Source organism: Promineifilum sp. (SeqCode), assembly GCF_041918635.1.
In the GTDB taxonomy this organism is placed as follows: Bacteria; Chloroflexota; Anaerolineae; order Promineifilales; family Promineifilaceae; genus Promineifilum.
Map to the genome: position 1 here is coordinate 1 of NZ_JAYRVJ010000638.1, position 21275 is coordinate 21275.

Consider the following 21275-nt stretch of genomic DNA (forward strand, 5'->3'; position numbering starts at 1 on the left):
GGAAGCGCCGGAGGACGCCGAAGAGGCGGTGCGGCGCGGCGATATGGCCGTGGTGCTGGTCATCCCCGATGATTTCGGCCAATCGTTTACCCGCGGCGCGCCGGCCCAGGTGCGGTTGCTGGTGGACGACTCGAACCAGAGTGGCAGCATCGCCGCCAACCGCGCCCAGTCGCTTATCAACCAGTACAGCAACCAGATCGGCAGCCTGCGCCTGCTGGCTCGTGGCATCAGCCCGGCCATCAGCAACGCCGTGCCGGTCGAATGGGTGAGTACCACCGCGGGCACGGCCGTCCGGAGCCAGGACACATTCGTGCTCAACCTGCTGCCGGTCGTGATGATGACGGCTGTATTCTACGGCGGCTTCTATCTGGCCGTGGACGCGACGGCCGGCGAGCGCGAGCGCAAGTCGCTGGAGCCGTTGCTGCTCAACCCCGTGCCGCGCCGCGAATTCGTCATCGGCAAGTTTCTGGCCGTCTTCGCCTTCACCCTGATGGCGACCTTCCTGGCTACGGCGCTCTTCCTCGTACTGCTGGGCCTCCCCCAGGTGCAGGAGTTCACCAACATCCAACTCAGCGTGGGCTGGAACGTGATCCTGGCTGCTGTGGGCCTCATCATCCCCGTGGCCTTCATGGCCGTGGCCCTGGAGATGCTGGTCGCGTCCTACGCACACTCGGTGAAGGAGGCGCAGACCTATACCCAGCTCATCGCCTTCGCCGGGTTCCTGCCGTCGTTATTTCTGTCGGTGCTGCCCATCCGGCCGCAGGGCTGGATGTACCTCATTCCCACCATCGGCCAACTGTACTTCATCACCGACATGTCGCGCGGGCTGCCGCTGGACGCGGTGCGGGTGGCGATGTGCAGCCTGCTGACGGCGGCCATCGGCGCGGTGGCGCTGGTGGCGACAATGCGGCTGTATAACCGGGAGCAGATTATCCTGGGGAAGGCGACGGCATAGCACAGGTTGTTATCCTGCTAGCTATTTGATCATTGTCTGGCGAGCGCTTACAATGCCCAACTGGAATCGCTACTGGTTGATGAGTCATGGAGTCACCAAGTTATGAAGAGACGCCAGCAATTCACCGCGATCATCGAGCGTGAGGGGGAGTGGTATGTAGCGACGTGCCCGGAGTTGGACATTGCCAGCCAGGGGATGACCGTTGAAGAAGCGCGCGACAACCTGGTCGAGGCGATTGAGTTATTCCTTGAAGTTGCCGATCCATCCGAAATTCAAGAGAGACTACACAACGAAGTATTCGTCACACAAGTAGGAGTCCTCGTTGGGTAAGTTGCGTGTGCTGTCTGGGCAAGAGGTGTGCGACATTCTCGCAGCACAAGGGTTGTCAAGATCCGCCAGCGTGGCAGCCACATTGTGATGCAGAAACGAACCGCCGATAAAACGGTCACTGTACCCGTACCCAACCATAAAGAGGTACAGCAGGGTACTTTGCGCTCAATCATCCGGCAGTCAGGTCTCCCTCGATCACTATTTGAGTCGTAGGCTCGCTTGTGACTTACTGGGTTCAACGCGAGTTCGCCCTGCTTCCTCGCCCGCGCGGCTTTCACCTCATCACCCGCGAGATCGTCGGGCAGATGCCGGAGATCGGCCAGTTCGCCGTGGGCCTGGCCCACCTGTTCATCCGCCACACCTCGGCCTCGCTGGCTCTCAACGAGAACGCCGACCCGACGGTGCGCGCCGACATGGAGGCGCACTTCAACCGGCTGGCCCCGGAGAACGCCCCCTACTACCGCCACACCAGCGAAGGGCCGGACGACATGCCCGCCCACCTGAAGGCGGTGCTCCTCGGCAGCAGCCTGACCATCCCCATCGCCGGCGGCCGGCTGGCCCTGGGGACGTGGCAGGGCATCTATCTGTGCGAGCACCGCGACGACGGCGGGTCGCGTCGCGTCGTCGTCACCCTCACCGGGCAGCCTCTCCCAAACCTCTGAGGTCTAGAACTCGTCGTACCAGAGGCGAGTCGGGGTGGGGTACCAAGCTTGGCGATGGTGTCACTAGTACCGGGTTTACCACTAGTACCGGGTTGCGGATGAGGGGATACATCTAATCCTGTTATTTGGTTGGGATCTAGACCATAGCTTTCACCCCAACGAATCACGTCTTCTAAGGCAACCATCCATCCTCTCTTCCCTCCACGCTGTTGACGTTCCTTGGGTAGGCGCATCTTCAATAGTGTGCAACCAACTCTTGTAGACGTTATCCGATCAAGATTGATATCTAATTCATGTGCCTCCGCTATTTGGTGCGCCGCAGCTGTAACGAGCGTCGTTGGAATGAACCTTCTCATTCCTAACCCGGTACTAGTGGCAAACCCGGTACTAGTGACACCCTCTTTCCTGATCATCTGTCCGACCAGCAGCCCCAACGTCTGTATAACCAACGCCGTCAGGTCGGCCGTCCATCCGTCCATCCGGTTTCTGGCATGTGTCCGGCGCTCGGGCCGGTCTTAGGCTGTTCCCGTGAACTACTGCTAATTGATGCCCACCCACCCCGCCTATGCTAAAATCCCCCGCTAATCACCGGGTGGATTGAGGTGGGTCGCACCGCGGCGGTGCAACCTACCTAAGCAACGCAGGAGAGGGAATCACACAGTCGATGCATCGCGAATATCACCGTTGGTATAGCCCCGCGTTGGGGCGAGACATGGAACTACTCATCGTCGGCCACGCCGGGGCGCGGCTGCTGGTCTTTCCGACCTCGATGGGCCGCTTCTACGAGTGGGAAGACCGGGGCATGTTCAACACGCTGGGCGACCTGATCGACGGCGGCCAGCTTCAGGCGTACTGCGTCGACAGCGTGGACGCCGAGAGCTGGTATGCCCGCTGGAAGCACCCCGGGGCGCGCGCCTGGCGGCAGATCGAGTACGACCGCTACCTGGCCGACGAGGTGCTGCCCCTCTCGCGCCAGAAGAACGGCAACCCGTTTATGATCACCGTCGGGGCCAGCTTCGGGGCCTACCATGCCCTTACCTTCGCCCTGCGCCACCCCGACCTGGTCGGCCGGGCCATCGGCCTGAGCGGCATCTACGAGGTCGCCCGTTGGACCGACGGCTACTACGACGACAACATCTACTTCAACAGCCCCTGCGACTTCATCGCCAACGAGAACGATGGGGGGCGGCTGGAGGCGCTGCGGCGGCAAGACCTCATCCTGGCCGTCGGCCGCGACGACAGCCTGCGCTACAGCAGCGAGCGGCTTTCGACCGTTTTGTGGAGCAAGGGCATCGGCAACGCCCTGCGCCTGTGGGACGGCTGGGCCCACGACTGGCCCTATTGGCATCAGATGATACGGTTGTATATGGGCGGACATGATTAGGGGCTAGGGACTAGGGGCTAGGGAAGAGCGTCCTGGTACGACTTCTAGTATCCTAGCGGGACGTTCTTCCCTAGAACCTAGCCCCTAACCCCTAGCCCCTACCGAGGAGGAGACCATGACAAAGAAAGTAGGCCTGATTGTCGGACGAGAGTGGTCGTTTCCCCCGGCGTTCATCGATGAGGTGAACCGGCGCGACGAGGGGGTGACGGCCGAGTTCGTGAAGCTGGGCGGCACGAAGATGAACGAGCCGAGCGAGTACGCGGTCATCGTTGACCGCATCTCGCACGAAGTGCCCTACTATCGCTCCTACCTGAAGAATGCCGTCCTGCAGGGCACGACGGTCATCAACAACCCGTTCATGTGGACGGCCGACGACAAGTTCTTCGAGGCGTCACTGGCGACCCGCCTGGGGGTGGCCCACCCCAAGACCATCGTCATGCCCAACAAGGATTACGTGCCGGGCATCGTCCACGACGAGAGCCTGCGCAATCTGAGATACCCGCTCGACTGGGACGGGCTGATCGAGTACGTCGGCATGCCCTGCGTGCTCAAGGACGCCCACGGCGGCGGCTGGAAGGACGTGTTCATCTGCCACACCAAGGAAGACTTGTGGCACGCCTACAACCAGTCCGGCCTGCACACGATGGTCTTGCAGGAGTTCATCCGCTGGGATCACTACGTGCGCTGCATGTGCCTGGGTCAGGAAGAGGTGCTGCCCATGCGCTATGACCCCCACCAGCGCAAGTACATCGTTGACCACGCCCACCTGTCGCCCGAGTTGGGGGAGCGCATCGTCAACGATTGCCTGAAGCTGGTGCGCGCCCTGGGCTACGACATGAACACGGTCGAGTTCGCCGTCCGCGACGGCGTACCCTACGCCATCGACTTCATGAACCCCGCCCCGGACATGGACATCAACTCGCTGACGCCCACCTATTTCGAGTGGTGCGTCCGCCACATGGCCGACCTGGTCATCGACCTGGCCCACAACCCGCGACCGCAGGTCACTGAGCTTAAGTGGAGCCGAATGTTCAATGGGTGAAGAAGCGCAGAGGAGCGGGGGTGCGGGGGAGCAGGGGAGAGAAGAACGCCACCAATGAGCGCTCTTTTTCTCCCCCGCACCCCCGCCCCCCTGCTCCCCTGCTCGTAAAAAGGTGTCCTATGTCCTTGACCGAAGCGATTATCACCTACCACGATCTGCTGACCGACGACGTGGCCGCCGAGTCGCAGGAGCAGTTGGACGAACAACTGCGGGTGCGCGGGCTGTTCTTTGGCGACCGGCCGCTCTGCACCGTCTTGCGCCCCCGCTTCCTGACCCCGCAGCAGTATACCTACATGCGCCACGGCATCCGGCCGCTGCTGACCGCCTTCGAGAAGATTTCCCACGCCGCCGTGGCCGACGGTGAGTTTCGCGCCCAATTTGGTCTGTTCGACTGGGAAGAGTCGCTCATCCACATCGACCCCGGCTACAAAGTCCACGCCCCGCTGAGCCGGCTCGACTCCTTCTTCATCACCGAGAACGACGAGCTGGAGCTGAAGTTTACCGAGTACAACGCCGAAGTCCCCGCGGCCGGCGCCTACAACGACGTGCTGAACGAGGTCTTCTTCGGCCTGCCGGCCATGGGCCGCTTCCTGCGACAATACGCTGTGCGGCCCGTGCCCACGCGCCATAGCGTGCTCCACGTTCTGCTCAACGCCTATCGCCAGTTCGGCGGCGGGCGCAAGCCGCAGATCGCCATCCTCGACTGGCAGGAAGTGCCCACCCGCAGCGAGTTCGAGCTGTTCCTGGCCTACTTCAACACCCAGGGGATTCAGGCCCGCATCGTCGATCCGCGTGAGGTGGAGTACCGCGACGGCGCGCTCTACGACGGCGACTTCCGCATCGACCTGATCTACAAGCGGGTGCTCATCACCGAACTGATCGAGCGCTGCGGGCTGGACGGCCCCATTGTCCAGGCCGTGCGCAACCGCGACGTGTGCATGGTCAACCCGTTCGCCTGCAAGCTGCTCTACAAGAAGGCCAGTCTGGCCGTGCTCAGCGACGAGCGCAACGACAGCCTCTTCGACGAAGCGGAGACGGCGGCCATCCGCGACCACATCCCGTGGACGCGCGTGGTGGAGGAGCGGCGCACCACCTACCGGGGCATGCCGGTCGATCTGCTCCCGTTCATCCTGAAGTACCGCGAGCAGTTCGTGCTGAAGCCCAACGACGACTACGGTGGGCGGGGCATCGTGCTCGGCTGGCAGACGAACACCAGCGGCTGGGAGGGGGCGGTGCAGACGGCGCTGGAGACCCCCCACGTGGTGCAAGAGCGGGTGCGCATCCCCAACGAGCCGTATCCGAGCATCATTGACGGCCGCCTGCAGATCTTCAACCGCATGCTCGACACCGCGCCGTTCGTCTTTCACGGCGAGTACGCCGACGGCTGCCTGACGCGCCTCTCAACCGACCCGCTGCTGAACGTATCGGCCGGCGGCGGCTCGACGGTGCCGACGTTCATCGTCGAGCGCCGCGACCTGTAACGCGATTTGCCAAATCGCGCTACGATCGGCCAAACGCACAAAAGCCGGCGCGGGTTCCCACGCCGGCTCTCTTGTTCTCTACCTGTCGCTGGCCGTCTAGAACACGCTCGAGCTGCCCGGCACGATGAACATCGAAAGAACCATGCTGGCGACGATCAAGATGCCGATGATGATCAACAGAATGCGAACCCAATTGATGTTGCGCTTCTTGGCGCTGGACGATTTGTTCGCCTGGTGACCACGGTTCGTCGTGGTGCGGCGCTTTGGTTGTGACTTGCCCATTCCCATCTACTCCTGAAAAGGAAAATCATCCGCAGATACGCAGATTTAGCAGATTATTGCGAGCGCATCCGCGTAGCTCGTGGATGCTCAGCATAGACATTGTCAAACCGCCTTGCGGCGGCGTGACAGCACCGCAGTATAGCACAAAGTGGCGCAGTGGAGTAGAGGCCGCCTAGACCTGACGGGTGGGCGGCCATAGGGCTTGTTCCCGTTAGAGCGCCTTTGGCCGCCCACCTGTCAGGTCTGGCAACTGTCAGCTATAATCGCAAGCATGAACGGAACGTGGTCGGGCGCGGCTCTGGTGATCGTCTTTGGCCTGGTACTCCTCGTCGGTCTGGTACTCATCGGCGCGGCGCTGCTGTCGCTCCTGCGCAGCTTTTCCGCCGGTAGCCGCACCCGACCGCCCGGCAACGCCGGCGGCATCCTGGCCCGCGCGACGATCTATGCCCTGGGCCTGGGCGCGGCCGCCTTCGGCATTATCGGGCTGGTCGCCCGGCTGCTGCTGCACGCCGGCCCGGCCGCCAGCGTGCTGTGGTCGCTCGGCCTCGGCCTGCTGGTCGCCTTCGTGGCTCAGGCCGTGCTTGTCTACCGGCCCAACCGCGGTCGCGTGGAGGAGGCGGCCGACGCCATTGACGCCGAGGGGCGCGAGGCGCGGGTCGTCATCCCCGTCCCGGCCAACGGCCTGGGCGAAGTGGTCTATCGCGACGGGACGGGTATGGTCAACCTGGGGGCGCGCTCGGCCGCCGGCCAGCCCATTGCTCGGGACGAAATCGTGCGCATCGAGCGCGTCGTTAACCGGGTGGCGATTGTGCGCCCGGTCAACGGCGTCGCCGGCGCCAACGGCCACGCGGATCGCCGGCCCATATGAACCGCGGTACTCCCCTCTGGCGCTGGCTGGACGCGCGTCCCACCTGGCTGACCCTCTCCGTCTCCTTTCTGGCCTTGCTGCTGATCTGGCACCTGCTCGTCACCTGGGCCGGCTATCCCCCGTTCATCCTGCCCGGCCCGGCCGACGTGGCCGCGGCGTTTGTGCGGCTGGTGAGCGACGGCCGCCTGGCCCGCCACACGCTGGTTACCCTGAGCGAGGTCGTGCCCGGCCTCATCATCGGCGCGCTCGTGGCCATGCCTCTCGGCTATCTGCTCACCAAGTCGCCGCTGGCCGAGCGCCTGCTCTCGCCCTACCTCATCGCCTCCCAGGCCATCCCTATCATCGCTGTCGCCCCGCTGTTGACCATCTGGGTGCAGTCATGGTACTGGTCGCGGGTGCTGGCGGCGGCGCTGGTTGTCTTCTTCCCCATCCTCATCAACATCATCGCCGGGCTGCGCTCCGTGCCCCGCGAGCTCTATGACCTGATGCACTCCCTGCGCGCCACCCGCGTCCAGACCTTCCGCAAGCTGGAACTGCGGGCCGCGCTGCCCACGGCGCTGGCCGGCCTGAAGGTTGGCGCGACGCTGGCCGTCATCGGGGCGCTGGTGGGCGAGTTTGTCCAGCCCAAGAGCCAGGGGTTGGGTTTCCTGCTGGTGACGGCGCGCTACCAGTTCAAGACGGATGAGGTGTTCGTGGTGCTATTGACGCTGGGGGCAATGGCGATGGCCCTCTACGGCCTGGTCGCCCTGGCCGAGCGCCGCCTCCTCCGCTGGCGCACCTACGGCCATCGCACGAAATAGGAGGAATCATCCGCAGATTAAAAAGAGGCTCACGCCAAGAGCGCCAAGAACGCTAAGATCGCAAAAGGGATGCCCCTTCTTACTTTGCGTTTTTAGCGTCCTTGGCGAACTTGGCGTGAGCCTCTTCTCTTAATCTGCGTAAACTGTGAAATCTGTGGATTCCCTTCTTATTCGTAGCGGAGCGCCTGGACGACCTCGAGCCGCGACGCCTGCCGGGCCGGGATGATGGCCGCCAGCACGCCGAACAGGACACCGGCTACCAGAGCGAGCACGACGCCCGTCGTCGGGAAGATGTAATCCATCGGATACCCGGCAACCTTCATCACCTCCACGCCCATATAGCCCAGATAGAGGCCGGCCAGTACGCCGAAGATCGTGCCCAGCGCGGCCAGGATGAGCGCCTCGGCCAGCACCACCGTCCGCACCTGCTTGCGCGTCGCGCCGACCGCCCGCAACATGCCGATCTCCCGCGTGCGCTCGATGACGCCGATGGCCAGTGTATTGACCATGGCGATGAGCGACGGCACGGCCAGGAAGAGCACCAGCATGTACATGCCGGCGAAAGCGGCGTTGAAGACGGCCAGGTTTTCGTCAATGTACTCCTGGCCGGAGATCATGCGAAACTGCGGGAAGTCGCGCACGGCGGCCTTCATGCCCGCCTCGGCCGTGGCCCGATCGGCCCCCGCGGCCAGATTGACTTGCACCAGCACGTCTTCGGTGCGGTTGAAGTCGGCGGCGATGTTGTCGTGGGAGATGTAGATCGTGCCGATCTTGGCGTTCAGGTAGTCGCCGCCGATGCCCACCACACGATACGCTTGCGGCCCGGTGGGCGTCATCAGTTTGATCCCATCGCCAACGCCCGCGCCGGTGTTGACGGCGGCGATGGGGCTGATGATGGCCGTCCGCCCATCTTTCAGCACCGCATAGGCCGACTCGTCTCCCTCACTGAAGGTCAGGCCGCTAACCTGCGGGTAAGTCGCCGGGTCTATGCCCAGCAGCGAAAGGGAGACGCCAGCGGCCTGCGTCGGCGCGAAGCGCAGTGTGCTGACCAACTCCACGCCCTCCACCGCCCGCAGCGCCTCGGCGAACTCTGCCCCGGAGCCGACGTTGCTGCCCCAGGCGGCGACGGACGGCGGCACGAAGATGTAGTCGCTGCCCAGGCTGCGCCGCATGACCTGGCCGAAACCGATGGTCACGCTGGTGATGACCGACGCGGCCATGATGAGGATGGCCAGACCGATCAGCATCGTGCTGGCGGTGATGGCCGCGCGCGACGGCTGGCGCGACAGGTTGCCCTCGGCCAGCTGCGCCGTGCCGCTGCGGGCGAACAGGATCGCCAGCAGCCGGCTGAAGAAGTGGGCGATGGGGTTGACCAGCGCCGGGGCGATCAGCACCAGCCCGATGATGAACAAGAATGTCCCCGCGCCCATGAAGGCGATGTTCTCCGTCAGCAGCGCCGCCACGGCCAGAGCGATCATCACCACGCCGGCCCAGAAGCCGACGCCGACCAGCCGCCGGAATGACACCGCGCCGATTGACGGCCGCAGCGCCTCCAGCGGCGTCACCCGCCCGGCGCTCATGGCCGGCAGCAGCCCGGCCAGCAGCGTCACGCCGACGCCGATGGCGATGCTGCCGATGACCAGACCGGGCGTGACGACCGGCCGGCCGATGTCGACGTTCATCATGCGGCTCAGCACCGGCCCTAGCGCGGCCGTGCCCAGCAGCCCCAGGCCATAGCCGGCCACCAGCCCCAGCGCCGTGCCGATGACGCCCTGGATCAGTCCCTCGGCCAGGAACGTGCCCAGGATCGTCCGCCGGCTGGCCCCCAGGGCGCGCAACATGCCGATGTCGCGCCGCCGCTCAGCCACCACAGTGCGGAAGGTGTTGAAGATGATGAACCCGCCCATGAGCAGGGCCAGCGCGCCCAGCAGGCTGAAGATGGCCTGGGCCACCTTCATGTTCGCCAGCAGTTCGGAGTTGGCCGCCAGCCCGCCCAACTGGAACGTCTCGCCCAGTTCGGCCAGGATGGCCTCCTCGATGGCCGTCCGCTCGGTCTCGTCCACCGCCCCGAAGTTGGCTTCGACGGTGTTGATGCGGCCGGGCATATCCAGCATCGCCTGCGCCTGGCTCAGCGTGACCAGCACTTTCTCATTGCCCAACTGGGCCTGCGTCGGCAAAAGGCCGACAATCGTCAGCGCCGTCTCGCCGGTGGGGGTGGGCAGCGTCAGCGTGTCGCCCACGCCCAGTCCGGCCACGTCGGCCAGGCTGCGGCTGATGACGACCGCGTCCGTGTCACCGTCCTCCAGGAAGCGCCCCTCGACGGCCTGGTAGCTGTGCAGGGCCGTCGCCTGGGCCACGTTGATGCCCACCAGTGAAAGGGCCGACGCCGGGTCGGGCAGGGCCGGGTCGTTATCGAGGTAGTCGGCCGGCAGGTTGATCGTCCGGTCGAGGATGCCGGAGACGACGCGCACCCCCTCGACGGCGGCCACGCGGTCGGCCACCTCGGCGTCGAAGGCGTCGGATGTTTTCAGGGTGATGGCCGCGTCCACCTGGCCGGTGGCGGCCATGATATTGGCCGTGAAGGCATTGACAAAGGCCGGCAAGAGCGAGTTCATGCCGAAGATGACCAGCACGCCGAAGACGATGGCCAGCGTGGTCAGCGTCGTGCGCAATTTCCGGCCGCGCAAGTAGCGGCCGGCCAGGGTCAGTTGGATGTTCATGGCTAGTCTCCGAAGGCGTGCAGCTTCCCGGCCACCATCTCCGCGTTCTGGCCGTTCTGGCTGCCGCGCGGCTCCAGTATAGTCTGATCAATGATGGCGCCGTCCTTCAGGAAGATGATCCGGTCGGCGTAGGCGGCGATGCGCGGGTCATGAGTGACGATGACCACCGCCCGGCCCCAGTCGTTGGCGACCTGGCGCAACAGCCCGGCGATCTCCTCCGACGCTTTGGTGTCGAGGTTGCCGGTCGGCTCGTCGGCCAGGATGAGCGCCGGGTCGGCCACCAGGGCGCGGGCCACGGCCACGCGCTGCTGCTGGCCGCCGGAGAGCTGGTCGGGCCGGTGGTCGAGCCGGTCGTCCAGCCCCACCTTGCGCAGCCAGTCGGCGGCGCGCTCCTTGGCCTCGGCCCCGCGCACGCCATCGAGCGTGATGGGCAGGGCGGCGTTCTCCAGCGCGTTCAGCACCGGGATGAGGTTGAAGAACTGGAAGATGAAACCGACGCGGCGGCGGCGCAACTCGGTCAGCTTGACGTCGGACAGGTCGGTCAGGTTGTGGCCGTCGATCATCACCGAGCCGCTCGTCGGCCGGTCGAGGCCGCCCAGCAGGTGCATGAGCGTGGACTTGCCGCAGCCGCTCGGGCCCATGATGGCGACAAACTCGCCCGGCTCCACTTGCAGCGAGACGTTGTTGAGCGCGGTCACAGCCGTCTCGCCTGAGCCGTAGACCTTCTTGAGATTGGTAGCGGATATGAGAGCCATGATTACTCCTGATTTTTCCTCGGTCTGCCGCGGGGCTTCACCGGCGGTCGCGGCAGCGGTTGCCGCCGGATGTCGTCCAGCCGCGCCTCGATCAAGTCTAGCCAGCGCAGGTCGGCTTCCAAATGCATGATGCTCTTGTCGAGCAGGAAGATCTGGGCCAGTTCCGCGCGCGGGTTGGCGCGATTGCGGCGCGCCGTCAGATCGTGCAACTCCTGATAGAGCTTGTTGCGCTGGGCCTGCATGACGCGATAGGGGGTGACCACGTCGGTGCTCAGGCTGAGCATGAGTTTGATGAAGAACTCATCGCGGTGGTGCTCGGCCGGCGCGCCGCTGCCCAGCCAGTCGACCAGTTCCACCAGACCCTCGGGCGTCAGGCTGTAGATGCGCTTCTCCGGCCCACCGTCCTGCTCCACGCTATCTTGCGCCACCAGGCCGCCCTCTTCCAGGCGGGCCAGGGTGGTGTAGACCTGGGCCGGCTTGACCGACCACAGCGCCTCGCCGCCGGCCAATGCCTCAAAGGCGGCGCGCAGCTCGTAGCCGTGGCGGGGGTGGTCGGCCAGAAGGCCCAGAATGGCGTTACGGACGGACATTGCTAAAACTATGAACCCAGTTACTAATTACAAAAGAAAATATATAACGAGTTATTAGTTTTGTCAAGAGGGCTATTGTAGCGCGGGTTGGCAACCCGCAGCTGTGGTCTACTCAGAACGCGGGTTACCCATCCGCGTTACAAGCGGCGATTTGCCAAATCGCCCTACACACGGGCATAATCTGGCTTCATGATCCTCCACATCGCCTACCGTCACGACTGGGAAGCCGCCCTGCTGACCGGCGACTACCGCGCCAACACCCTCACCTCCGAAGGCTTCATCCACTGTTCCACGCCGGAGCAAGTCCTTGGCCCGGCCAACGCCCTCTATGCCGGCCAGACCGATCTGGTGCTGCTGGTCATTGACCCGCCGCGATTGACGGCCGACCTGGTCTACGAGGATTGTTATGAGGCGGGGCAGGCGTTTCCCCACATCTACGGGCCGCTGAATTTGGAGGCGGTCGAAGAGGTCATACCGTTCGCGGCGGGCGTTAGCGGGATATTCACACTCCCCCTGGAACTTGAGCAACTCATTGCCGAGCGCGAGACTCGCTTTACTGTCATTGATCGTCCGCGCAAGAAATTGCCGGATGTGTCAGAGGATCAAGTGCTGGAAGATGTGACCGCGGCCATTGAGCAGCTACGCGCCGCTCAGAAGAAGACCGGATAGATCGGCGAGCGCCCTGTTACGCCTGGAGGACTACCGCCACCGCCTCCCCTTCCCCCAACTTCACCAACCGGTGCGACCGCGTCCCCACGTCCAGCGGCAGCGCATGGCCGTCGGCGGCCAACAGCCGGCGGTCGGTCAACACGCGCAGCAGCCCGGCCGGGGCCAGCGCCACGGCCGCCGCCCCCCGCGCCGCCAGCGCCTTGCCCTTCACGTTGGCCTTCGGCGGCTCCATCACCCACTCGGCCCGCAGCCGGCGGGCGTAGCCGTCGGCCAGCAGCAGCACCATCTCGCCGTCTGGCGCGGTCGCCAGCGCCGCCGCCACCCGGTCGAACGCCTCGTCCTGGCCGCAATTGATGGCCTGCGCCCCCACCAGTGGCAACTTGCTCAGCGGCCAGCGCACGGCCCGCCCGCCCTCGGTGACCAGCGTCACCTCCTCCCGGCGCGACACGCCGCGCATCAGCACCGGCAGGCCGGGCAGGGGGGTGTCGAACTGGAGCGGCACGGGCGCTTCGATGGCCGGCCGCAGCGCCTCCAGCGGGTAGGCGCGGGCGAAGCCGGTCGAGGTAACCAGCAGCAGCCGCTCCGCCCCGCGCGCCGCTGACCAGTCGGCCACGGCGCAGACCGCCTCGCGGGCGGCGAACTGGTGCAGGTTCTCGATGGTCAGCCCGGCGGCGCGCAGGTCGGCCAGTTGCCGCGCCGTCGTCAGCAGGAAGCGGTAGCGCGACGTGAGCAGCAATAGCTGCGCGTCCGCGTCCACCAGCAGCGCCCCCCGCGCCGGCTCCCGCCAGCCATATGCGCCCAACTCGCCCTCGGTTACCTCGCCCTCCGGCAGCAGAGCGGCCATCAGTTCGGCCCGCACGATCTCCCCCGTGCTCGGCTGCCCCCACAACACCAGCGCTCTCCCCTGCTCCCCCGCGCCCCCGCTCCCCCGCTCTTCCAACCCAATCCGCCTCTGCAACAACCCCAAATTCACCGGCCGCACCTTCAGCCGCCCGCCCGTCGGCTCCGGCAGGTTGGCGAAGTCGGCCGGGGTGTGGGCCGGCAACTCCACCTCACCATGCTCCAGCCGGTGGGCGATGACCCCCAGCCCGGCGGTGACGCTGCTGAAGGTGTCGAGACTGCGCACCCTGGCCTCGCCGAAGTGGCGGCCCAGCATCTCGTGGAAGGCGGGGATGAGCGCCGAGCCGCCCGTGCGGATGACGGTGTCGATCTGCTCTGGTAACAGGCCCGACTGGCGCACCGTCTCCTCCAGATGGCGCTCGATGGCCCGCGTCTCGCCGCGGATGATGCCCTCGAACTCGGAGCGGGTGACGAACTCGCGCACGTTGAAGCCGGGGCCGTCGAGGTAGAGCTCCGCGCCCCGCTTGTCCGACAGCGCCCGCTTGGCTCCCTCGGCCACGTCAAACAGCTTCAGACTATAGTTGCTGCTGACCAGGGCCAACAGCGCCTCAATCTGGTGGCGGCGCTGGGCGGTCTGGGCGATCTCGCGCAGGATTTGCTTGTTCTCGGCCGACTGAAGTTGCAGCAGTGTCTGCCAGTCAGAGAAGGAGTCGTAGATCCACTGGGGCACGGTCAGCGCCTTGTGGCGCGGGCCGTAGAGGCTGCCCTCGCCGAAGTGGCGCGGCAGCTTGGCCCGCACGAGCTTCTGGTCGAACACATCGCCGGCCACGGCGATGCCGCCGGTGGACAGGACGCGCGGCTGCCCCTCGCCCAGGCGCATGACGGTGATGTCCAGTGTGCCGCCGCCGAAGTCGAAGACCAGGACGTTCTCCGGCCGCGCCAGGTCGAGGGCGTAGCTGTAAGCGGCGGCCACCGGCTCATATTGCAGGTAGACCGTCTCGTAGCCGGCGCGGAACGCGGCGTGCAGCAGCCGGGCCTCGGCCAGCCGGTCGCCGTCGGCGTCGGCGGCGAAGTGGACGGGCCGACCCAGCACCACCTGGCGCAATTCCCGGCCCAGCAGCCGCTCGGCCCGCGCCTTCGTGACCGACAGGTAGAGGGCGATCAGGTTCTCCAGCGAGTAGTAGAACTGGCCGATGAGCGTGCCGGGGTAGTTCTTGTCGCGCAGGCCGGTCTTGATGGACAGGAAGAGGCGGCCGGGCGAGAGGGCGTCGGCCCAGGTGTAAACGTCGGTGACGTAGTAGACCCGGTCGGCGATGACCTCGATCTCGCCCACCCACAGCTTCTGCATCTTGACCGGCCGGTTGAGGTTGTGCTCGAAGTAGCGGTCGATGGCGGCCCGGCCGATGGTCACCGACTGCTCGTTGGTGATGTAGAGCGCCGTCCGCGCCACCCGCGGGTTGGCCGCCGATGGGTCGAGCGGCAGCACCTCCACCGCCTGCCCATCGTAGACGGCCATGCCGCTGTTCGTCGTGCCGAAGTCCATGCCGATGATCATGGTGTGTTTTTCGCAGATGCTAAGAGGCTCACGCAAAGAACGCCAAGAGGCAAAGAACGCAAAGAAAAGATTAAACGCAAAGACGCCAAGACGCAAGAGCGCAAAGAAGCTTTGCCCTTCTTTGCGCTCTTGGCGTTCTTGGCGCGCTTTGCGTGAGCTTCTTAATCCGCCGCCGTCACGCTTCTTCCCCGTAGACAACCCGCCCATTGAGGAGCGTCAACCACACCTTTGTGTCAGGGATAGCCTGCGGCTCGATCTCGAACAGGTTCTGCGACAGGACAACCAGATCGGCGTACTTGCCGGGCGCGAGGGAGCCGAGGCGGTCGGCCTTGCCCGACAGGCGCGCCGGGCCGAGGGTGTAGCCGGCGATGGCCTCGGCCACGCTCAGCCGCTCCTGCGGATACCAGCCGCCGGCCGGCTCCCCCGCCTCGTCCTGCCGCGTCACGGCGGCGTAGATGCCCAGCATCGGGTTCAGCGGCGCGACCGGCGCGTCGGAGCCAAAGGCCAGCGCCGCGCCCCGGTCGAGCAGCGAGCGGAAGGCGTAGGCGTAGCGCGCCCGTTCGCCCCAGACGCGGTCGGCCGTGCGCCAGTCGCTCTGCAGATGAACGGGCTGGACGGAGCCGACGACGCCATAACGCGCCGGCCGCTCCAGGTCGTCGGGGTGCATCAGCTGCAAGTGCTCGACGCGTTGGGGCATGGGCAGATGGCTGGCCCCGGCCCGCGTCGCCGCCCATTCGCCCATCATGTCCAGCACCTCGCGCACCGCCCGGTCGCCGATGGCGTGCACCGACATGGGGAAGCCCGCCTCGCCCGCGGCGACGAGGTGGCTCCACAGCTGTTCGGGCGGGGTGACGGCGATGCCCGTGTTGTCCAGCTCCTCCTCAAACGGGGCGAGCATGAAGGCCGTGCGCGAGCCCATCGTGCCGTCGGCGAACGCCTTGGCGTGCCCCAGCCACAGATTGTCATCGCCGAAGCCCGCTTGCAGCCCCAGTTGCGCCGCCTCGGCGAGGTAGTCAGCGGCGACGTTGCTGTGGACGCGCAGCGTGAGCCGCCCCTCGCGCCGCAGCGCCTGGAAGAGGCGCAGGCTCTCCGCGCCCTCGCGCTCGATGCGCTGGTCGTGCAGGCCGGTCAGCCCCAGCCGGTTGGCCTCGGTCACCGTCTCGGCCAGCCAGCCGGCCAGCGTCGCCGCGTCCGGCCGGGGCAGGTGGCGCTCGATCAGGGCGATGGCGTTCCATTCGCTGAACAGGCCGTTGGGCCGGCCGCCGGCGTCGCGGCCGATGTGGCTTTCGGGCGGGTCGGGCGTCTCGGCCGTGACGCCGGCCAGCGCCAGCACGCGGCTGTTGACCCACCAGGTGTGCATGTCCATCCTCGTCAGCACGACGGGGTGGCGCGGAGCGATCTCGTCCAGCAGCGCCGCCGTGGGCTGCGCCTCCCAGCGGTTGCTGTCCCACCCCCGGCCGAGCACCCACTCGCCCGGCGCGGCGGCGGCGACGGCCGCGGCCAGCCGCTCGCGCACGGCGACCAGGTCGGTCAGGCCGAAAAGGTCTACTTGCCGGCGCTGGATGGCGTAGAGCAGGGTATGGACGTGGGCGTCGGTCAGGCCGGGCAGCACGAGCCGGCCGCCCGCGTCGATAAGGCGCGTCCCCGGCCCGGCCAGCCCCTCTACGTCGGCCGCGCGGCCGACGGCCACGATGCGCCCGTCGCGGCAGGCCACCGCCTCGGCCCACGGGTGCGCCGGGTCAACGGTGTAGACGCGGCCGTTAGTCAAAATCAAGTCCGCGGACATAGGCCCTCCGTAGAACGTGGGGTAAAGAGCTCACGCAAAGAGCGCCAAAAGAGAACACTCTTCTTGGCGTTCTTGGCGCTCTTTGCGCGCTTGGCGTGAGCCTCTTCGCCTCACACGATAACCGCTTGTCTCATGACAGCCCGCTCTGGCTGCCGCCCCGTCCACAACTCGAACGCCTCGGCGGCCTGGTTGACGAGCATCCCCAGCCCATTGGCCGTGTGGCAGCCGGCGGCGGCGGCCTGGGCCATCAGCGGCGTCTGCGGCGGGTTGTAGACCAGGTCGTAGACGAAGGCGTCGCCCGGCAGCGGCACGCCCTCGGGCCACGGGGAAGCCGCCTCCGCCCCGGCCATGCCCAGCGGCGTCGTGTTGATGATGACCGGATGGTAAGCGCCGTCCATGATCCCGGCCAGGTTCGCCAGCGTCGCGGCTCGCGGCGCGGCCGCCTCGGGCAGACCCTCGCGCAGGTCGGCCGCCAGTTGTTCCGCCTGCTCCGGCCGCCGGGCCAGCACCGCCACCCGCGCGCCGGCCCGCAGCAGGGCGTAGACCACGGCCCGCGCCGCCCCGCCCGCGCCCAGCACCACACAATCGCGCCCGTCGAGCGCCAGACCGTGTTCCTCCAGGTCGGCCAGGAAGCCCGACCAGTCGGTGTTGAAGCCGGTCAATCGCCCGTCGCCGATGACAATGGTATTGACTGCGCCGATGGTCTGCGCCGTCGGGTAGACGGCGTCGAGATAGGGCAGCACAGCCTCCTTGTGCGGCACGGTGACGTTGGCCCCGCGAAAGCCCAGCGCCGCCAGCCCCCCCAGGGCCGAGATCAGACTCTCCGGCCGGACGGGCAGCGGCACGTAGGCCCAGTTGAGGCCCAGCGCGGCGGCGGCGGCGTTGTGCATGGCCGGGCTGAAGGAGTGGCCGACCGGCCAGCCGAGCAGGCCGATGAGTTGCGTCTTGCCGTTGATGTTCATAGGCTCGAATCGGGCGGATCGAAATAGGGCAGCGGCGCGTCGCCCCGCAGTTGGCGGAAGACGAACGGCGCGCGCAGGTGGTGGCCGGGGGAGAGGGGCGGCAGCTCGTCCTCGCCGAAGTAGGCCGCGGCCGACGCCTCGACTGTCAGGCGCGGGCGCGGATCATCGGCCTCTATCCGGAACACGGCGTGGTAGAAGTGGATACGCTTCTCGCTGTGCCAGAGACGCGAATCGAAGACGCCCAACAGTTGCGTCACGCGGCCGGCGATACCCGTCTCTTCCCACAACTCGCGCCGCGCCGTCTCGGCCAGCGTCTCGCCAGGGTCGGTGATGCCGCCGGGCAGCGCCCACAGCCCATCGTCGGTGCGCCGCACGAGCAGCAGCTTGCCATCGTGGAACACGGCCGCCTCGCCGCTGGCCATCGGGCCGACATCGAAGTGGTTGGCGTGGTAGCGGGCCAGCAGCTCGTCGGCCGGGCCGCCGCCGGCCAGCGCCGCCAGCCGGGCGCAGGCGGCCAACACGTGCTCCCAGCGCTCCTCGTCGTGGGAGCCGGGGCGGGCGAAGTTAAGCCCGAACGCGGCCACGGCCCGCAGTTCGTCGGCGATGGCCCGCAGCGCGTCCGGCGTGGGCGCGCCAAGCGGAGGCGGCATGTCACTCATGCACTCGCTCCATCTCGCCCAACTCGTGCAGCGCCAGGGCGACGGCGACCAGCGCCGCCGTCTCGGTGCGCAGGATGCGCGGCCCCAGGGTGATGGGCATGAGGCCCGCGGCCCGCGCCGCCTCGATCTCGGCCGGGTCGAAGCCCCCTTCCGACCCGATGAACAGGGCCACGGCCGGCGCGGGCGGCAGGCCGGCCAGCGCGGCGCGGATGCCGCCTCCCTCGGCGGCTTCCCAGGGGATGATCGCCCGCGCGTAGGTGGGCGCGTCGCGCAGGGCGTCCTCCAGGGCGACCGGCGGGCGCAGTTCCGGCAGGCGGCCCCGCCCCGCTTGCTCGGCCGCTTCGGCGATGATGCGCCGCCAACGGTCGAGCTTGTCGCCGGCCTCGCGCACCAGGGCGCGCCGGCTGATGACCGGCGCGAAACGGGTCACGCCCAGTTCCGTCCCCTTCTGCAAGACCCACTCAAACTTCTCCCGCTTGAGCAAGCTCTGGTAGAGCGTCACGTGCGCCGCCGGCTCGCCGCCAGCAGCCGCGCGCGACTCGATGATGCCGTCCGTCCGCTCGCGCGAGACGCGCTCCAGCCGCACGCGGTAGACCTGGCCGGTGTCGTCGAGGACGGCCACGGCGTCGCCCGGCCGCAGGCGCAGCACGTCGCGCAGTTGGCGCGCCTGGTCGGCGCGGAAGTGGACTAGGTGGCCGGCGATCTGCTCTGGCGAGACGAAGAAGCGGTGCATGGGGTCAGGGGGCAGTGGTCAGGGGGCAGTGGTCAGTTGTCAGTTGTCAGTTGTCAGTGGTCAACGTGCGTGGGCCACTGACTACTGACCACTGATCACTGGCTACTGACCACTGGCTTCTTTTCGGCGCAGAAAACGAGCTCCGTGTCGAAGAGTAGTTCGGTGACCGGCCAGCCGCTGCCGTCGATGATCTGGTGGAAGAAGTCGCGGTAGCGGTTGGTCAGGTTCCGGCCGCCGTGAGTGCTGATGGTCGGGAAGGAAACGACGAGCCAGTGGGCATCGAGGGCGTCGAGCAGGGCGCGCCCGCGACCGGGGTAGTTGCGCTCGAAGCGCGGCATCTCCTTCAGGAAGAGGGCCACGTCGCCGCTCTCCGTCGGCGCTTGCAGGGCCACGTCCTTGACGAAGGCCAGCGGCGGCAGCCCTTGCAGGATGAAGTAGTGGTTCAGGAAGGTGACGCGTGGCTCGTGGATGTCGTAAGCGACGAAGTCGGTACCCAGCGCCGGCAGCCCCATCCACGGGAAGGCCAGCGGGTTCAGGCCGCAGGCGATGTCGAGCAGGCGGCCGGGCGGCCCGGTGACGGCAAAGATGTCGCGGTAAAAGGTATCCAGGATGGGCAGACGCTCCCGCGTGGAGAGGTGGGCGTGCATCAGTTCGGCGCAGGCGACGCGGATGGCGGCCTCGTCGCCGGCGACGAAGACTTCGTTGAGGCGGCGGCCGGCGGCGGCGTAGTCGGGATCGCCCAGGTAGGGGGCCATGATGCTGTGCAGCCGGCGGCGCACGGCTTTCTCGGCCGGCTTGGCCTTCTTGTGGGTGGCGACGGCCTCCACGGCCAGTTGGCGGATCGTCTCTTCGCTGGTGTCGCGGTATTTCTTGGACTGTTTGACGGCCGTGACCACGGCCTCGACGGCGGTTTCATCGGTTGTCATGGGCTTGCCTCTTCTCGATTCGCCTCTATTGTAGCCCTTTCAGCCCAATAAGAGAATCTCACGCAAGAGATAAAGAGCTCACGCAAAGACGCAAAGAAGCTAAGAACGCAAAGAAGAGAAAGATATCTTCGCTTTGCCCCCTTTGCCTCTCTGCGTCTTTGCGTGAGCTCTTTACCCCTTTCTCACCAGGAAGGCCAACTCGGTCGCGAACTCGAACCGCTCCGCCGGCCAGCCGCGGGCGTCGAGCAGGCGGCGAAACTGCGTCTCGTAGTGCGCCGCCATCCCCTTGCGCCGCCCGCCGAGCGTCTGGGCCGGGAAGGAGACCAGCAGCCGCGGCGCGGGCACGGCGTCGAGCAGCCGCTCCGGCGCGCGCCGGTCGATCGCCTCCAGACAGGGCAGCGTCTTGAGGATGAGCGCCAGGTCGGCTGGCTCGTCGGGCGGCCGGCCGATCACGTCGCGCACCTCGGCCCGGCCGGGCGTGCCCGTCAGGACGAAGAAGTCGTTGAGGAAGGCGATCTGGTCGGCGTAGATGTCGTAGGCCACGTACACCGTCTCGGCCGGGAAGGGCAACCACGGCCGGGCCAGCGGGTTCAGGCCGCAGGCCACGTCGAGCACGCGGCCGGGCGCGGGCACGCCGGCCAGGGCGACGGCGTAGAACTGGTCGAGGATGGGCAGCCGCTCGCGGGTCGAGGTGTGCAGGGCCATGACGGCGCGGCACGCGGCGCGGAACGCCTCCGGGTCGCCGGCCGCCTCACGCAGCCGGGCCAGGGCGCGGCCATAGTCAATGGGCGCGTCCAGGAACGCCCCGCCCGCCTGGTGCAGCGCGTTCTTGGTGGCCTTGATGGCCGCCTTCAGGTTGGGCCGCGCCGCCAATTCGCGCGCGCCGATAGCCCGCACGAAGTCGGGGCTGACGGCGCGGTACTTACCCGCCCCCAGCACCGCCGCCACCAGCGCCTCCAGTTGCTCGTCCCTCGTCATTTTTATCTTCAGAAGAAATCATCCGCAGATTACGCAGATTTTTGGGTGGTGGTTGGATATTGGTCGTTAGTCACCCGATACCAACGACTACGCACCAATCTGCGTAATCTGCGGATTCTTCCTCTTCCCCCAGTTTAACAGAACATTCAGGATTATCGGATTGTAAACCCCCGTCCCGCTTCCTATAATCTCGCCCGGTTTGCGCCACACGAGGCGTAGGCCCAAGTGGGTAACAACAACACATGACAATTTGGCATACACAATCGGTAGATGAAGTACTCAGTGAGTTGAGCGTCCA

General features: G+C 66.5%; 20 protein-coding genes and 1 pseudogene. 10 read left to right on the forward strand and 11 right to left on the reverse strand.

The window, feature by feature from the left end:
* The 7 genes and pseudogenes from ACE3UY_RS18675 to ACE3UY_RS18705 all read left to right on the forward strand — a co-directional run.
* Positions 1–955 (forward strand): ABC transporter permease (locus tag ACE3UY_RS18675; protein WP_374688991.1); only part of this gene is annotated, 955 nt, incomplete at its 5' end.
* Positions 956–1057: 102 nt separating this feature from the next.
* The gene (locus ACE3UY_RS18680; RefSeq protein ID WP_374688992.1) at positions 1058–1285 is read left to right on the forward strand and encodes a type II toxin-antitoxin system HicB family antitoxin; all 228 of its coding nucleotides are present in this window, start codon (positions 1058–1060) and stop codon (positions 1283–1285) included.
* Positions 1278–1498 (forward strand): annotated as a pseudogene (locus tag ACE3UY_RS18685) (type II toxin-antitoxin system HicA family toxin). The gene ACE3UY_RS18680 and the pseudogene ACE3UY_RS18685 overlap by 8 nt, the downstream one beginning before the upstream one ends.
* An 8-nt stretch (positions 1499–1506) precedes the next feature.
* Positions 1507–1947 (forward strand): secondary thiamine-phosphate synthase enzyme YjbQ, encoded by a 441-nt coding sequence (locus ACE3UY_RS18690; RefSeq protein WP_374688993.1) that lies wholly within the window; start codon positions 1507–1509, stop codon positions 1945–1947.
* A 712-nt stretch (positions 1948–2659) separates the two neighbouring features.
* Entirely contained in the window at positions 2660–3331 is a 672-nt protein-coding gene (locus tag ACE3UY_RS18695; protein ID WP_374688994.1) for an esterase family protein, read from the forward strand.
* Between the two features lie 115 nt (positions 3332–3446).
* Entirely contained in the window at positions 3447–4373 is a 927-nt protein-coding gene (locus ACE3UY_RS18700) for a RimK family alpha-L-glutamate ligase (RefSeq protein WP_374688995.1), read from the forward strand.
* A 119-nt stretch (positions 4374–4492) separates the two neighbouring features.
* On the forward strand, positions 4493–5854 hold the full coding sequence (locus ACE3UY_RS18705; protein WP_374688996.1) for a hypothetical protein: 1362 nt from the start codon (positions 4493–4495) through the stop codon (positions 5852–5854).
* Between the two features lie 96 nt (positions 5855–5950).
* Here ACE3UY_RS18705 and ACE3UY_RS18710 read toward each other — a convergent pair whose 3' ends face one another.
* On the reverse strand, positions 5951–6136 hold the full coding sequence (locus ACE3UY_RS18710) for a hypothetical protein (RefSeq protein WP_374688997.1): 186 nt from the start codon (positions 6134–6136) through the stop codon (positions 5951–5953).
* A gap of 271 nt (positions 6137–6407) precedes the next feature.
* Between ACE3UY_RS18710 and ACE3UY_RS18715 the strand changes: the two genes are divergently transcribed.
* Positions 6408–7004, forward strand: a complete 597-nt coding sequence (locus ACE3UY_RS18715) for an NfeD family protein (RefSeq protein WP_374688998.1) — start codon at positions 6408–6410, stop codon at positions 7002–7004.
* On the forward strand, positions 7001–7804 hold the full coding sequence (locus tag ACE3UY_RS18720; protein WP_374688999.1) for an ABC transporter permease: 804 nt from the start codon (positions 7001–7003) through the stop codon (positions 7802–7804). The genes ACE3UY_RS18715 and ACE3UY_RS18720 overlap by 4 nt, the downstream gene beginning before the upstream one ends.
* Before the next feature lie 167 nt (positions 7805–7971).
* On the opposite strand, the gene ACE3UY_RS18725 is transcribed toward ACE3UY_RS18720, so the two are convergent.
* The 3 genes from ACE3UY_RS18725 to ACE3UY_RS18735 are packed head-to-tail and all read right to left on the reverse strand — an operon-like array spanning position 7972 to position 11869.
* The gene (locus tag ACE3UY_RS18725) at positions 7972–10524 is read right to left on the reverse strand and encodes an FtsX-like permease family protein (RefSeq protein ID WP_374689000.1); all 2553 of its coding nucleotides are present in this window, start codon (positions 10522–10524) and stop codon (positions 7972–7974) included.
* Between the two features lie 2 nt (positions 10525–10526).
* A complete protein-coding gene (locus ACE3UY_RS18730; RefSeq protein WP_374689001.1) occupies positions 10527–11279 on the reverse strand; it encodes an ABC transporter ATP-binding protein in 753 nt (250 codons plus the stop codon).
* A gap of 2 nt (positions 11280–11281) precedes the next feature.
* A complete protein-coding gene (locus ACE3UY_RS18735; protein ID WP_374689002.1) occupies positions 11282–11869 on the reverse strand; it encodes a PadR family transcriptional regulator in 588 nt (195 codons plus the stop codon).
* 189 nt (positions 11870–12058) lie between these two features.
* Here ACE3UY_RS18735 and ACE3UY_RS18740 point away from each other — a divergent pair, with 189 nt between their 5' ends.
* Entirely contained in the window at positions 12059–12538 is a 480-nt protein-coding gene (locus ACE3UY_RS18740; protein ID WP_374689003.1) for a DUF952 domain-containing protein, read from the forward strand.
* A gap of 16 nt (positions 12539–12554) precedes the next feature.
* Here the strand turns inward: ACE3UY_RS18740 and ACE3UY_RS18745 are convergent, their stop codons facing one another.
* The 7 genes from ACE3UY_RS18745 to ACE3UY_RS18775 form a co-directional block, all read right to left on the reverse strand.
* A complete protein-coding gene (locus ACE3UY_RS18745; RefSeq protein WP_374689004.1) occupies positions 12555–14933 on the reverse strand; it encodes an Hsp70 family protein in 2379 nt (792 codons plus the stop codon).
* A 175-nt stretch (positions 14934–15108) separates the two neighbouring features.
* Positions 15109–16719: an amidohydrolase gene (locus tag ACE3UY_RS18750; RefSeq protein ID WP_374689005.1), complete on the reverse strand. Its 1611-nt coding sequence runs from the start codon at positions 16717–16719 to the stop codon at positions 15109–15111.
* A gap of 110 nt (positions 16720–16829) precedes the next feature.
* The gene (locus ACE3UY_RS18755) at positions 16830–17681 is read right to left on the reverse strand and encodes a shikimate dehydrogenase (RefSeq protein WP_374689006.1); all 852 of its coding nucleotides are present in this window, start codon (positions 17679–17681) and stop codon (positions 16830–16832) included.
* The gene (locus ACE3UY_RS18760; RefSeq protein WP_374689007.1) at positions 17678–18340 is read right to left on the reverse strand and encodes an NUDIX domain-containing protein; all 663 of its coding nucleotides are present in this window, start codon (positions 18338–18340) and stop codon (positions 17678–17680) included. The genes ACE3UY_RS18755 and ACE3UY_RS18760 overlap by 4 nt, the downstream gene beginning before the upstream one ends.
* Entirely contained in the window at positions 18333–19073 is a 741-nt protein-coding gene (locus ACE3UY_RS18765) for a 16S rRNA (uracil(1498)-N(3))-methyltransferase (protein WP_374689008.1), read from the reverse strand. The genes ACE3UY_RS18760 and ACE3UY_RS18765 overlap by 8 nt, the downstream gene beginning before the upstream one ends.
* Before the next feature lie 95 nt (positions 19074–19168).
* Entirely contained in the window at positions 19169–19999 is an 831-nt protein-coding gene (locus ACE3UY_RS18770) for a hypothetical protein (RefSeq protein ID WP_374689009.1), read from the reverse strand.
* A gap of 171 nt (positions 20000–20170) precedes the next feature.
* Positions 20171–20977, reverse strand: coding sequence for a 16S rRNA methyltransferase (locus tag ACE3UY_RS18775; RefSeq protein ID WP_374689010.1), 807 nt, complete (start codon positions 20975–20977; stop codon positions 20171–20173).
* Between the last annotated feature and the right edge of the window lie 298 nt (positions 20978–21275).

Excerpts from the sequence above, each read along its gene's own strand:
- ACE3UY_RS18715 (WP_374688998.1), top strand. The coding sequence starts at position 6,408 with ATGAACGGAACGTGGTCGGGCGCGGCTCTGGTGATCGTCTTTGGCCTG.
- ACE3UY_RS18765 (WP_374689008.1), bottom strand. The coding sequence starts at position 19,073 with ATGCACCGCTTCTTCGTCTCGCCAGAGCAGATCGCCGGCCACCTAGTC.
- ACE3UY_RS18755 (WP_374689006.1), bottom strand. The coding sequence starts at position 17,681 with ATGAACATCAACGGCAAGACGCAACTCATCGGCCTGCTCGGCTGGCCG.
- ACE3UY_RS18740 (WP_374689003.1), top strand. The coding sequence starts at position 12,059 with ATGATCCTCCACATCGCCTACCGTCACGACTGGGAAGCCGCCCTGCTG.
- ACE3UY_RS18695 (WP_374688994.1), top strand. The coding sequence starts at position 2,660 with ATGGAACTACTCATCGTCGGCCACGCCGGGGCGCGGCTGCTGGTCTTT.
- ACE3UY_RS18680 (WP_374688992.1), top strand. The coding sequence starts at position 1,058 with ATGAAGAGACGCCAGCAATTCACCGCGATCATCGAGCGTGAGGGGGAG.
- ACE3UY_RS18705 (WP_374688996.1), top strand. The coding sequence starts at position 4,493 with ATGTCCTTGACCGAAGCGATTATCACCTACCACGATCTGCTGACCGAC.
- ACE3UY_RS18710 (WP_374688997.1), bottom strand. The coding sequence starts at position 6,136 with ATGGGCAAGTCACAACCAAAGCGCCGCACCACGACGAACCGTGGTCAC.
- ACE3UY_RS18750 (WP_374689005.1), bottom strand. The coding sequence starts at position 16,719 with ATGTCCGCGGACTTGATTTTGACTAACGGCCGCGTCTACACCGTTGAC.
- ACE3UY_RS18745 (WP_374689004.1), bottom strand. The coding sequence starts at position 14,933 with ATGATCATCGGCATGGACTTCGGCACGACGAACAGCGGCATGGCCGTC.
- ACE3UY_RS18725 (WP_374689000.1), bottom strand. The coding sequence starts at position 10,524 with ATGAACATCCAACTGACCCTGGCCGGCCGCTACTTGCGCGGCCGGAAA.
- ACE3UY_RS18760 (WP_374689007.1), bottom strand. The coding sequence starts at position 18,340 with ATGAGTGACATGCCGCCTCCGCTTGGCGCGCCCACGCCGGACGCGCTG.
- ACE3UY_RS18720 (WP_374688999.1), top strand. The coding sequence starts at position 7,001 with ATGAACCGCGGTACTCCCCTCTGGCGCTGGCTGGACGCGCGTCCCACC.
- ACE3UY_RS18735 (WP_374689002.1), bottom strand. The coding sequence starts at position 11,869 with ATGTCCGTCCGTAACGCCATTCTGGGCCTTCTGGCCGACCACCCCCGC.
- ACE3UY_RS18770 (WP_374689009.1), bottom strand. The coding sequence starts at position 19,999 with ATGACAACCGATGAAACCGCCGTCGAGGCCGTGGTCACGGCCGTCAAA.
- ACE3UY_RS18700 (WP_374688995.1), top strand. The coding sequence starts at position 3,447 with ATGACAAAGAAAGTAGGCCTGATTGTCGGACGAGAGTGGTCGTTTCCC.
- ACE3UY_RS18775 (WP_374689010.1), bottom strand. The coding sequence starts at position 20,977 with ATGACGAGGGACGAGCAACTGGAGGCGCTGGTGGCGGCGGTGCTGGGG.
- ACE3UY_RS18730 (WP_374689001.1), bottom strand. The coding sequence starts at position 11,279 with ATGGCTCTCATATCCGCTACCAATCTCAAGAAGGTCTACGGCTCAGGC.